Consider the following 12,427-nt stretch of genomic DNA (forward strand, 5'->3'; position numbering starts at 1 on the left):
TCTCCCGAGGTCGTTATAGAACAAGACTGACATAAACCAATTCAATGATTAAAGAATTAAAAATAAGTGGTTATAACTGTAGGGAATATAAGGGGGAATAAAAAAGGGCACGGTGGAGGCCGCGCCCTGATTTAGTTTGATTAGTAGAGTTTTTTCGCCGTATCCAGCCAGTCGCGCTTGAATGGGCGCTTCATGTTTTCAATCGCGTCAATGATGTCGTGATGCACCATCTTCTCATTCTGAATACCGACACAACGTCCGCCGTAGCCCTGTAACAGCAGTTCGATGGAGTAAGCACCCATACGTGACGCCAGGATACGGTCGTAAGCGCATGGCGCACCGCCACGCTGAATATGCCCAAGCACAGTTGCACGTGTTTCGCGTTTGGTTTCTGCTTCGATGTAATGCGCCAAATCGTCGATATCACAGATGTGTTCGGTAATGGCCACAATGGCGTGTTTTTTACCTTTGGCGATACCCGCTTTGATCTCTTCGACCAGTTCTTCACGGGTATAAGGAATTTCCGGCAGCACGATGAATTCACAACCGCCGGCGATGGAAGCAGCCAGAGTCAGATCGCCGCAGTAACGACCCATCACTTCAACAATGGAGATGCGCTGATGCGAAGAAGAGGTATCGCGCAGACGGTCAATCGCTTCAACCACGGTTTCCAGTGCAGTGAAGTAACCGATGGTGTAGTCGGTACCGGCAACGTCATTATCGATAGTGCCTGGCAGGCCAATACATGGGAAGCCCATTTCGGTCAGGCGCTTAGCGCCCATATAAGAACCATCACCGCCAATGACCACCAGCGCGTCAATGCCGCGCTTCTTCATGTTCTCAATGGCAACCTGACGAACTTCCTCATTACGGAAATCCGGGAAGCGCGCAGAACCGAGGAAAGTGCCGCCACGGTTGATCATGTCGGACACGCTGTAACGGTCGAGGTTGATCATACGGTCTTCATACAATCCCAGATAGCCGTCGTAGATACCAAAAACTTCAAGGCCTTCACTCAGCGCGGAACGGACAACTCCGCGGATGGCTGCGTTCATGCCTGGGGCGTCACCGCCGCTGGTCAGTACTCCGATTTTTTTGATCATGACAACCTCTGGATTGTTCAAAACTAAGGATTATTCCTGCCTGCCGACCGGTGTAAACCCGCTCACGATCGTGCGGCTTAATAGTTGCAGATAGTATATCAAAGGCTTGATGCTGAATTGATTCAGGTCAGACAAGTTTTCGCTATTTTTTTACAGAGTTGTTAGCGTTACGTCATTTTTATAACGCAACGCCATGATATTTAAACGCTAAAACTGGAAAAAGCCTTGCTGATTTTCAGGCACCACCGAACAGGGATCCTGATGGATGATAACATCCGAACCGGGAAACTTAAGCCGGAGTGCTTGCTCGATCTGATCCGCTACCTGATGCGCCTGCACCAGCGGCAGGTGGTCATCCATTTCCAGATGAAGCTGGATAAAACGGGTTGGCCCGGATTGACGCGTACGCAGTGCATGGGCACCGCGCACACCTGGCCAGTCGCTAACCAAATCGATAATCGCCTGCTTCTCTTCTTCCGGCAATGCGCGGTCCAGCAAAGATTGCACCGCTTCATAACCCATGCGCAAAGCGTTATAGAGGATGTACACCCCAATCCCCAGCGCAAAGAGCGCATCTGCCCGGACAAAACCATAGCTGCTTAACACCAAAGCCACCAGGATCGCGCCGTTCATCACCACGTCAGATTGATAGTGCAGCATATCCGCACGTATCGCCTGGCTGCGTGTCCGACGCACCACCCAGCGCTGGAAAGTCACCAGTAACAGGGTGGATAAAAGGGCGACCACAGTGACGACGATACCGACCAGCGGCGCACGTAATATATTGGGTGAGGCCAGATGCTGAATACCCGTGAGAAATAAAAACAGTGCCGAGCCGGAAATAAACATGCTTTGTGCCAGTGCGGCAAGCGACTCCGCTTTACCGTGGCCGAAGGTGTGATCAGCGTCCGCAGGCTGGAGTGAATAGCGCACCACCAGTAAATTTGTGAGCGATGCAGCGATATCCACCAGTGAATCGACAAGGGCGGCCAACATACTGACTGAGCCGGTCAACCACCAGGCAAAAATTTTTACGATCAACAGTAATGTCGCCAGCGTCGTTGCCGCCAGCGCCGCGCGGTTGACGAGTTTCGCGTAGGAGGGATCCATGCCATGCCTCATAGAAGCGTCTGCTCAGCGCAACGCCTTTAGTCACATAATGGCTCAAGTTTATCATCGGCAAGCGTAAGCTGCGTGAATTGAATATTAAGATGATGATGCAGCACAGGATTGGCAGATAAAAAAAACCCCCGCATCATGCGGGGGAAGACAGGGATGGTGTCTATGGCAAGGAAAACAGGGATACTATGTTACTGGTTACTGCTGGTACTACTCACTGCATGCAGCGGTGATGATGGCTGCAATCCGGAGAGCTGACGCATATCGTTAAGTCGCCGCTCATAATTCTTCTGCAATGTCGCTTGCTGTGCAGGCGTTAGCAGGTGATACATCTGGTTGCGAACCCGAGCCATCTCAACTTGCAGTTCTATCTGCGCGCGGGCTTGTTTCTCTGCCTGCTGTCGGATAGCCGATTCGTTAAATTTGTCTGCAATGACAAGGTCATGCATAGTTTCAATATCCTGAACGCTCATAGCCGGGCGCTCATGTCGTGCTTGCTGCATCAGGTCTCGCATCTGTTGCCGCTGTTGTTCAGTCAGCTCAATGCCATCGAACATGTGGCTTTGCGGATTTTGCGTCATACTGCCTGTCGTCAATCCGCCGTTATGATGCATCTCGTCAATCGTCGTCGTGTCTGCTGCTTCTGCGCTGGCGTGACTGAGAACCATCGCTGAGGCAATGACGACGGCGGTTAAGTAGCGCATCGTTTACTCCCAGTTCGTTCCGTTTTGCGATTCAACGAGAGCTAGTGTACGGCGATAGCTGCAAACATCCGTCAGGGGGTGTAAAACTACGTAAAGCGTTGGATTGCAAGTCAAGGAACACGGTATTTTGCCTGCGGAGGGCAACAAAAAATGAATAAAATCCTGTTGGTTGATGACGACCGCGAATTAACTTCGCTGCTTAAAGAACTGCTTGAGATGGAAGGTTTTGAGGTGATTGTCGCCAGCGATGGTGAGCAGGCGCTTAACCTGCTGGATAACAGCGTTGACTTGTTATTACTCGACGTCATGATGCCGAAGAAGAACGGTATTGATACGTTGAAAGAATTACGACAACAGCACCAAACTCCGGTCATTATGCTGACCGCTCGTGGTAGTGAGTTGGATCGTGTTCTTGGCCTTGAGCTGGGCGCGGATGACTATCTGCCAAAACCGTTTAATGACCGTGAACTGGTGGCGCGTATTCGGGCTATTTTGCGCCGTTCAAACTGGAGCGAACAACAACAGCAGCATGACAATAGTTCACCCACGCTGGAAGTGGATTGCCTGCGCCTCAACCCAGGCCGCCAGGAAGCCAGCTTCGATAGTGAAACGCTGGATCTGACGGGCACGGAATTCACTCTGCTCTATTTGCTGGCACAGCACTTAGGTCAGGTCGTGTCGCGTGAGCACCTCAGTCAGGAAGTGCTGGGTAAACGCCTGACGCCGTTTGACCGCGCGATTGATATGCACATTTCAAACCTGCGTCGTAAATTGCCGGAACGTCGTGATGGTCATCCGTGGTTTAAAACGCTACGCGGACGCGGCTATCTGATGGTTTCGGCATCATGATTGGAAGTTTGACCACCCGCATCTTCGCCATTTTCTGGCTCACCCTGGCGCTGGTGTTGATGCTGGTTTTGATGGTGCCCAAACTCGACTCACGCCAGATGACTGCACTGCTGGAAAGTGAGCAACGACAGGGCACCATGATTGAACAGCATGTTGAAGCTGAGTTATCGCAAGATCCCCCTAACGACCTGATGTGGTGGCGCAGGCTCTTTCGCGCCATCGACAAATGGGCCCCACCCGGCCAACGCTTGTTATTGGTGACCAGCGAAGGCCGGGTGATCGGGGCGCAGCATAATGAAATGCAGGTGATTCGTAACTTTATCGGCCAGTCTGATAATGCCGATCATCCGCAGAAGAAAAAGTATGGTCGTGTGGAAATGGTGGGCCCGTTCGCCGTGCAGGATGGTGAAGATAACTATCAGCTCTACCTGATCCGCCCCGCCACCAGTTCTCAACTGGACTTCGTCAATCTACTGTTTGACCGTCCGTTATTGCTGCTGATTGTCACCATGCTGATTAGCTCGCCACTGCTGTTATGGCTGGCGTGGAGCCTGGCGCGTCCAGCGCGCAAACTGAAACATGCTGCCGATGAAGTGGCGAGCGGAAACTTACGCCAGCATCCTGAACTGGAATCCGGTCCACAGGAATTCCTGGCAGCAGGTTCAAGTTTCAACCAAATGGTGAGCGCACTTGAACGCATGATGACCGCACAGCAGCGTTTGTTATCCGATATCAGTCATGAATTGCGCACGCCACTGACACGTTTGCAGTTGGCTACCGCCCTACTGCGCCGTCGCAATGGTGAAGGTAAAGAACTTCAGCGTATCGAAACGGAAGCCCAGCGGCTTGATGGCATGATTAACGATTTGCTGGTGCTCTCACGCACTCAGCATAAAAATGCCTTAGTCAGTGAAGCGATGAAGGCGAACCAGCTGTGGAACGGTGTACTGGAAGATGCCAAATTTGAAGCCGAGCAGATGGGTAAAACCATGGATGTGCCGTATCCGCCTGGTCCGTGGCCACTGTACGGCAACCCGCATGCCCTGGAGAGCGCACTGGAAAACATCGTGCGTAATGCGCTGCGTTATTCCCACACGCATATCAGCGTGAGTTTCTCGGTGGATATTCAGGGTATTACCGTTCACGTTGATGACGATGGCCCAGGCGTCAGCGCTGAAGATCGCGAGCAGATTTTCCGCCCCTTCTATCGCACTGATGAAGCACGCGACCGTGAATCTGGTGGCACCGGTCTCGGACTGGCGATTGTGGAAACAGCCGTGCAACAGCATCGCGGTTGGGTGAAAGCCGATGACAGCCCATTAGGGGGGCTGCGCCTTACACTCTGGTTGCCGCTGTACTCCGCTCGTCAATAATTTGCTATGCTTCGGCCCTCGTTTCCGGGGGCCTTATGCTGAACATCGTTTTATTTGAACCAGAAATTCCGCCAAATACGGGCAATATCATCCGCTTGTGTGCCAATACAGGCTTCCAATTGCATCTGATTGAGCCGCTGGGCTTTGCCTGGGATGACAAGCGCCTGCGCCGCGCCGGGCTCGATTATCACGAATACACCTCACTCAAAAAACACGCCAATTACACTGCGTTTATCGAGTCTGAAGCACCACAGCGTCTGTTTGCACTCACCACCAAAGGCACACCTGCCCACAGCGCTGTGAGCTATCAGAAAGGGGATTATTTATTGTTTGGACCTGAGAGCCGTGGTTTGCCGGCAGAGATACTGAACGCGCTGCCAGCAGAGCAGAAGATCCGCATCCCAATGATGGCTGAAAGTCGCAGTATGAATCTGTCGAATGCGGTATCTGTGGTGGTTTATGAAGCGTGGCGCCAGCTTGATTATGCTGGCGCACTGATCAAGAGCTAAATTCCGTCGCCGTACTCGAAGCCCGCGCCGTTGAAGAGTTGGTCCATATCCATCGAAGGTTTATCACTGGTGGGTTTGCCAACGATACGCGCAGGTACACCGGCTGCCGTGGTATGCGGCGGCACCGGTTGTAGTACCACCGAACCCGCACCAATTTTCGCGCCGCGCCCCACTTCAATGTTACCGAGAATCTTGGCACCGGCGCCAATCATCACACCTTCACGGATTTTCGGATGGCGATCGCCGCTGGTTTTTCCGGTACCGCCTAGCGTGACCGACTGCAAAATCGACACGTCATTTTCCACTACAGCGGTTTCACCAATCACGATACCGGTAGCATGATCGAGCATGATGCCGCGACCAATACGGGCTGCCGGGTGGATATCCACTGCAAAGGAGACGGAGATTTCGTTCTGCAAATAGACGGCTAACGCGCGGCGGCCCTCTTTCCAGAGCCAGTGGCCGATGCGATAAGCCTGTAATGCATGGAAGCCTTTCAGATACAGCAATGGCGTTGAATACTTATCAACGGCAGGATCGCGCTGGCGCACGGCTTGAATATCGTAAGCTGCAGAGACAATCATCTCTGGATCTTCGCGATACGCTTCCTCAACGATTTCGCGTACCGCAATGGCTGGCATGATCGGGTTGGCAAGTTTGTTCGCCAGCATGTAGCTTAGTGCGCTGCCAAGATTTTCGTGCTTGAGCAAAGTCGCGTGATAAAAGCTGGCCAGCATGGGTTCACAATCAGCCAGCGCTCTGGCTTCAGCTTTGATGTTGTTCCAGACCAGTTCTAACTCTTCTGACGACATTGCTCTGTGCTCCCGATAAAAAAAGCGCCTGAGAGGCGCTGCAGGTGATTTAGCTGAGCATCCTGCTTCAGCTTTGGCTGTTTTCGTCCTTCCTTGCACGGCCAAGTAAACTCAATGCTGCCTCTCGCGCCGATTTTTCGCAATACAGTACCTGATAAATCTGCTCGGTTATCGGCATTTCAACACCCATTCTCGCCGCCAATGCTTTGACTTCTTTGGTGTTTCGGTACCCTTCTACAACTTGTCCGATAATGCGCTGCGCCTCATCAACGCTCTCGCCTTGTCCCAGCATCATGCCAAAACGACGATTGCGGGATTGATTATCGGTACAGGTCAGCACTAAATCGCCCAGCCCCGCCATGCCCATAAAGGTAGTGGGATCGGCACCCAGTGCAGCACCGAGGCGGCTCATCTCCGTTAATCCACGTGTGATTAACGCGGTACGTGCGTTGGCACCAAAACCGATGCCATCAGAAATACCGGCACCAATCGCAATCACGTTTTTCACCGCGCCACCCAGTTGCACGCCGATGAAGTCTGGATTGTTGTACACGCGGAAGCTTTTACCGCAATGCAGTTTTTGCTGCAGATCCTCAGCGAACTGTGCGTCAGTGGCAGCCAGCGCTATCGCTGTAGGCAGGCCCGCAGCAAGCTCTTTCGCAAAAGTTGGGCCGGAAATCACGGCCAGCGGAATTTGATCGCCGAGGATTTCACGCGCAACATCCTGCAAAAGCCGGCCAGTTTCTTTTTCGAGGCCTTTGGTTGCCCAGACAATTCGGGAATCTGCACGGAGATGCGGCTTCAGTTGGGTGAGAACATCACCAAACACGTGGCTGGGCACCACCACCAACAGGTCACGACTGGCACTCACCACCGTTGCCAAATCGGCTTCAGGAACAAGATTGTCAGGGAAAGGTACATCAGGCAGGAAAGCGGCATTACATCGGTCAGCCTGGAGCTGTGCCACACTGTGCGGATTGTGGCCCCAAAGCAGAACCGGATGGCCGTTACGAGCCAACGTAATGGCCAATGCGGTGCCGTACGAGCCGGCACCGATGACGCTAATCGAAGCGTTGAGGGTAGTCATCAGGCATCCTGACGTGGCGCTTCGCCTTCACCTTGCTGCTGCAGATAGTTCATGAACAGGGCATCAAAGTTAACTGGCGCCAGATTGAGCTGCGGGAAAGTACCACGAGACACGAGGCTGGTGATGCATTCACGTGCATACGGGAACAGAATGTTCGGGCAGTATGCACCGAGGCAATGTGCCATCTGAGTGCCTTCGATACCGCCGATAGTGAAGATACCTGCCTGCTGAACTTCGCACAGGAATGCGGTGTCTTCGCCAACGGTTGCTGTCACGGTAACGCGCAGAACAACTTCATAGACTTCATCAGCCAGCTGAGATGAAGCGGTGTCCAGATCCAGTTTCACTTCCGGTTCCCACTCTTTCTGGAAAACCTGAGGCGCGTTTGGCGCTTCGTAAGAAACGTCTTTGGTATAAACACGTTGAATCTGGAACTGCATTTCGTTTGTGCTATGTTCTGACATGTTACTAAATCCTGTGAGTTAAATTGTCTGACCGAAAAATTATGCCTGGAGTAAGGGATCCAGTCCCTGACGCCCATCCAGCGCGTAAAGATCGTCACAGCCACCAATGTGCTGCGCATCAATAAAAATCTGTGGAACTGTCGTACGCCCGCTTCGCTGAATCATCTCTTCACGCTTCGCCGCGTTCCCATCAATAGGAATCTCCTGGAACGAAACGCCTTTCTGATCCAACAATGCTTTTGCCCGATGGCAATAAGGGCATGTGACTTTGGTGTAAATCTCAACATTAGCCATGCGGTTACCTCTGGGAATTATTTACCGCGTACCAGCGGCAGATTCTCACCACTCCAGCCGCTCACGCCATCTTTCAGCACGGAGACTTTTTCAAAACCTTCAGCGCTCAATTTAGCGGCTGACTCACCCGCGCTCTGACCAGTGGCACATACCACAATTATGGGTTGGGACTTGTGCTTTTCCAGTTCGGCAAAGCTCCCTTTTTTGATGTCAGCCGCTGCAATATTCACCGCACCTGAAATGTGCCCTTTGCGATAATCATCGCGCGAACGCACGTCTACAACCACCGCATCCTCTTTGTTGATCAGGTGGGTTGCTTCACCACGGCTGATGGTTTTTACCTTAGAGAACATTCCTTTAACGGTGGTCACAATCACCAGAACGAGTAAAACAACCCATGCCAGACTAAGGATGGTGTGATTGCTTGCAAACTGCATAATTTCTTGCATGAGGGGTAACGACTCCAGACCGGGCTAATAAGCTAAAACAAGGGTTCTGAGTATACCTGCGCCACTTAGCATGTACAGTCGCGAAGCGGGCAGAGTTACGATTTGTGCGTCATTTTCCAAAAAAAGTGTTCTAATCGCAAAATTGAGTCAAGGTTTATGCCGCTAAGCTCGGCACCGACATCTTTCGTAAAGCAAAACCCGCCCGGGATAACTGGTAAGCGGCTGTTCATCGTGGAATAATTATCGACTATGAAGGGAAAAGCGACCGTTACACACACAAGGACCTGTCACAACGGCCCAGCGCATCCGTTGTTATTTCGCTGGTCCGAAATCTCCCTGAGCTTGCTCTGCGCGGGCGCACTGTTATTGCCCGTTTACGCGCACAGTGCGGATGACAGTAAAACCCAGCTCAAGTCCATTCAGCAGGATATCGCTGACAAAGAGAAAAGCGTTAAAGCGCAGAAATTACAGCGCAGCAAACTTCTCGATCAACTGCAAAGTCAGGAAAAAGTGATTGCGCAAGCCAGCCGGCAGCTTAGGGAAACGCGCAATAGTTTGACCGCGCTCGACGGCGAAATCACACAAATTACCACCTCCATCTCTCGTCTGGAAAAACAGCAGGCTCAGCAGGAAAAACTGCTGGCTCAACAATTGGATGCGGCTTTCCGACAAGGCCAACACAATGGGTTACAGCTGCTGCTGGGTGGTGAAGAAGCACAACGCAGTGAACGCATACTTGCCTATTTCGGCTACCTTAATGCTGCACGCCAGAAAAACATCGACGATCTCAAACAAACTCAGCAACAGCTCTCCGAGCAGCGTCAGGCATTGCAAGGTAAGCAGGAACAACAAAAATCCCTGTTAGCCCAACAGCAGTCGCAGCAGGCCAAACTGGAAACCGCCAGTGCGGCACGTAAGAAAACCCTGACAGTATTGGAAAGCTCGCTGAAAAAAGATCAGGCCGATTTGGTTGAGATGCGAGAAAACGAAAGCCGTCTGCAGGATAAAATTGCCAAAGCCGAACGCGAAGCGCGTGAGCGTGCCGAACGTGAAGCACGCGAGGCAGAAAAAGTACGCCAGCGTCAGGCGCAGGCAAAAGCCAAGGGATCAAGTTATCAACCCACACAAAGCGAACGTGAGTTGATGGCGCGCACCGGTGGCCTCGGAAAGCCTGGTGGGCAGGCGGTATGGCCGGTGAATGGACGTATTGAACACCGCTTCGGTGAATCCATGCAGGGTGAACTGCGCTGGAAAGGTCTGGTGATTGATGCACCAGAAGGCACCGAAGTGAAAGCCATCGCCGATGGACGCGTACTGATGGCCGACTGGCTGCAAGGCTACGGCCTGGTTGTGGTATTGGAACATGGTAAAGGCGATATGAGTCTTTATGGCTACAACCAAAGTGCGCTGGTGAGCGTGGGTACTCAGGTGAAGGCAGGACAGCCTATCGCCCTCGTGGGTACCAGTGGCGGCCGCGGCACGCCTTCGCTCTACTTTGAAATCCGACGTCAGGGACAGGCCGTCAATCCACTACCGTGGTTAGGAAGATAAGTGTTGTTTCAGCCTCAAAAGCTCTCAATTGCGTTCTGCGCACTGTTTTTCACACTATCGGCTCAGGCAGGTAAACTCTCAATTGTGATTGATGACTTCGGTTATCGTCCGGTTGAAGAGAATAAAGTGCTGCAAATGCCCGCTGCGATTTCGGTCGCTGTACTGCCGAATGCACCTCATGCTCGTGAGATGGCGACAAAAGCACATCAGGGTGGTCATGAGGTGTTGATTCACTTGCCAATGGCACCGCTCAGTAAGCAGCCACTGGAAAAAGATACCTTAACCCCAGAGATGAGCAGCGAAGAGATCGCACGCATTGTTCGGGATGCCTCGGGTAAAGTGCCCTTCGCTGTGGGGCTGAACAACCATATGGGCAGCAAAATGACCTCCAGCCTGCCTGGCATGCAGAAAGTGATGCAGGTGCTAAATCAGTACAATTACTACTTTCTCGATAGCATGACGATTGGCAATAGCCAGTCTATTCCAGCGGCACAAGGTACGCATGTTAAGGTGCTGAAACGCCGGGTATTCCTTGACGATAGTCAGAATGAGGCATCGATTCGCGAACAGTTTACCCGTGCCGTAAAACTGGCACAGCGTGATGGCTATGCCATTGCGATTGGTCATCCGCATCCTACCACCGTTCGTGTGCTGCAACAGATGCTGCCATCACTGCCACCCGATATTACATTGGTACGCCCGAGTCAGTTGCTGAATGAACCTGTGCATCAGGGTAAAACACCAGTGATAACCGATAAATCTCCGGGACCTAAATTCCGTGCTCCAGGCGTGTGTAAGGTTAGTAAACCACTGACGCCAGTGCCGCAGAGCAAGGCCATCAATTTAGTCATTGAAAGCATTCTGGAAAGCTCTGTTGTCAGTAAGTTGAGAAGATATTTTTAAAACGTTTAACAGATATTGAGATAATAAAGCGGATCTTACAGAGGTCCGTTTTTTTTTGATATCATCACGAAATCATTCTGTACGCAAGGTGTCAAAACATCAGTTTCAAAAGGCAGATTATTGCAATGAAAAAGATTTGGAAAATAAAAGCCATCAATAAAGTGCTTAGTATCCATGCCAAGATGAGTCACATTGATAAAGATAAGACGCCGCTGAATTCAAACCAGGAGTTCTCACGCATTGTTATTTTTTCAACCACCGCTCTGGGTGATTTTTTATTCAATACGCCAGCCATTAAATCCATCAAACGACGTTTTCCCAACGCTAAGATCATGTTGGTATCCAGTAATAAAAATCGTGATTTAGTCCAGGAAAGTGAATGGTTTGATGAAATAGTCATATGGGATAACAAAATTGTGAATTCCCATCGCGTGATCGGTAGAATGAGAAAGTTTAAGCCTGAAATGACCGTATTGCTGCATTCAACTTTAGGCTATGACATCTTGTGCGCACGCCTGGCTGGTTCAAAATATATTATCAGAGATAATTTTAGAAATGACAACACTGTTTTTAATCACTGGATAGACCATTATTCATCGGAGACGGATGTTCACATTATTCAACGCAAACTTGACCTGATTAGTATTCTCGGATGTGATGCAACAGATACCAGGATGCAATTCCCTATTCCAGTTCACTCTACAGCGCGTGAAAAATATCGACCTGTAATTGGTTTTCAAATGGGAGCGTCCGGGAAAAACCGTTGCTGGCCAGTTGAGCATTTTACTGAATTAGCAGAGCGTATTTTAGATAATTATAAAGATGCAAAAATAATATTAACAGGCGCGGCTCAGGATGGGGACATTGAAAAATCGTTCTTCGAATTATTAAAAAACAAACACCATTCGCGAGTTACCACTTACATTGGAAAAACGCGTTTATATGAACTCTTGCAGATAATTAAAAACCTTGACGTGTTAATAACGGGTGATACCGGACCATTACATATTGCTATCGCTTCAGAAACGCCTACTGTGAGTCTTTATGTCAGCGCAAATCCAAGACATACGGGGCCTTATCAGGATTTGCACATTCATCAGACTATTAGAATTGAGCCCGAAACCAACGATGACCCACATTATCCCTTAAGAAAAATAAGCGTTGACAAGGTTTATGACACGATGGTGAAAAAAATTTCATTTTAAAATTA

General features: G+C 50.7%; 14 protein-coding genes. 6 read left to right on the forward strand and 8 right to left on the reverse strand.

Annotated elements, in window-relative coordinates:
- Positions 1-140: 140 nt before the first annotated feature.
- The 3 genes from pfkA to cpxP form a co-directional block, all read right to left on the reverse strand.
- Entirely contained in the window at positions 141-1,103 is a 963-nt protein-coding gene (pfkA, locus tag F3J37_RS20655; RefSeq protein WP_034823768.1) for a 6-phosphofructokinase, read from the reverse strand.
- Positions 1,104-1,310: 207 nt separating this feature from the next.
- Entirely contained in the window at positions 1,311-2,213 is a 903-nt protein-coding gene (gene fieF / locus F3J37_RS20660; RefSeq protein WP_034823770.1) for a CDF family cation-efflux transporter FieF, read from the reverse strand.
- Positions 2,214-2,413: 200 nt separating this feature from the next.
- Positions 2,414-2,926 carry a cell-envelope stress modulator CpxP gene (gene cpxP / locus F3J37_RS20665; RefSeq protein ID WP_034823772.1) on the reverse strand — a complete coding sequence of 171 codons (513 nt, stop codon included), beginning with the start codon at positions 2,924-2,926 and terminating at the stop codon, positions 2,414-2,416.
- Positions 2,927-3,076: 150 nt separating this feature from the next.
- Between cpxP and cpxR the strand changes: the two genes are divergently transcribed.
- The 3 genes from cpxR to trmL are packed head-to-tail and all read left to right on the forward strand — an operon-like array spanning position 3,077 to position 5,657.
- Complete coding sequence (gene cpxR, locus F3J37_RS20670; RefSeq protein ID WP_034823774.1) at positions 3,077-3,775, forward strand: envelope stress response regulator transcription factor CpxR; 699 nt, start codon at positions 3,077-3,079, stop codon at positions 3,773-3,775.
- Positions 3,772-5,148: an envelope stress sensor histidine kinase CpxA gene (gene cpxA, locus F3J37_RS20675; protein ID WP_034823776.1), complete on the forward strand. Its 1,377-nt coding sequence runs from the start codon at positions 3,772-3,774 to the stop codon at positions 5,146-5,148. The genes cpxR and cpxA overlap by 4 nt, the downstream gene beginning before the upstream one ends.
- Positions 5,149-5,183: 35 nt before the next feature.
- Positions 5,184-5,657, forward strand: a complete 474-nt coding sequence (trmL, locus tag F3J37_RS20680) for a tRNA (uridine(34)/cytosine(34)/5-carboxymethylaminomethyluridine(34)-2'-O)-methyltransferase TrmL (protein WP_058960119.1) — start codon at positions 5,184-5,186, stop codon at positions 5,655-5,657.
- Here the strand turns inward: trmL and cysE are convergent.
- From cysE to F3J37_RS20705, 5 genes are all read right to left on the reverse strand, one after another.
- Positions 5,654-6,469, reverse strand: coding sequence for a serine O-acetyltransferase (cysE, locus tag F3J37_RS20685; protein ID WP_034823780.1), 816 nt, complete (start codon positions 6,467-6,469; stop codon positions 5,654-5,656). The two genes, trmL and cysE, sit on opposite strands and share 4 nt — an antisense overlap.
- A gap of 67 nt (positions 6,470-6,536) precedes the next feature.
- On the reverse strand, positions 6,537-7,556 hold the full coding sequence (gene gpsA / locus F3J37_RS20690; RefSeq protein WP_166935427.1) for an NAD(P)H-dependent glycerol-3-phosphate dehydrogenase: 1,020 nt from the start codon (positions 7,554-7,556) through the stop codon (positions 6,537-6,539).
- Positions 7,556-8,020 carry a protein-export chaperone SecB gene (gene secB / locus F3J37_RS20695; RefSeq protein ID WP_034823785.1) on the reverse strand — a complete coding sequence of 155 codons (465 nt, stop codon included), beginning with the start codon at positions 8,018-8,020 and terminating at the stop codon, positions 7,556-7,558. The genes gpsA and secB overlap by 1 nt, the downstream gene beginning before the upstream one ends.
- A gap of 39 nt (positions 8,021-8,059) precedes the next feature.
- Positions 8,060-8,314, reverse strand: a complete 255-nt coding sequence (grxC, locus tag F3J37_RS20700; RefSeq protein ID WP_007885328.1) for a glutaredoxin 3 — start codon at positions 8,312-8,314, stop codon at positions 8,060-8,062.
- 17 nt (positions 8,315-8,331) lie between these two features.
- On the reverse strand, positions 8,332-8,763 hold the full coding sequence (locus tag F3J37_RS20705; protein WP_034823789.1) for a rhodanese-like domain-containing protein: 432 nt from the start codon (positions 8,761-8,763) through the stop codon (positions 8,332-8,334).
- A gap of 249 nt (positions 8,764-9,012) precedes the next feature.
- On the opposite strand from F3J37_RS20705, the gene envC reads away from it, so the two are divergent.
- The 3 genes from envC (at position 9,013) to F3J37_RS20720 (ending at position 12,422) form a co-directional block, all read left to right on the forward strand.
- The gene (gene envC / locus F3J37_RS20710) at positions 9,013-10,314 is read left to right on the forward strand and encodes a murein hydrolase activator EnvC (RefSeq protein ID WP_166935429.1); all 1,302 of its coding nucleotides are present in this window, start codon (positions 9,013-9,015) and stop codon (positions 10,312-10,314) included.
- 3 nt (positions 10,315-10,317) lie between these two features.
- Complete coding sequence (locus tag F3J37_RS20715; protein WP_166935487.1) at positions 10,318-11,217, forward strand: divergent polysaccharide deacetylase family protein; 900 nt, start codon at positions 10,318-10,320, stop codon at positions 11,215-11,217.
- Between the two features lie 125 nt (positions 11,218-11,342).
- Positions 11,343-12,422, forward strand: coding sequence for a glycosyltransferase family 9 protein (locus F3J37_RS20720; RefSeq protein WP_166935431.1), 1,080 nt, complete (start codon positions 11,343-11,345; stop codon positions 12,420-12,422).
- The last annotated feature ends 5 nt before the right edge of the window (positions 12,423-12,427 follow it).

The organism is Candidatus Pantoea communis, from assembly GCF_011752685.1.
Lineage (GTDB): Bacteria > Pseudomonadota > Gammaproteobacteria > Enterobacterales > Enterobacteriaceae > Pantoea > Pantoea communis.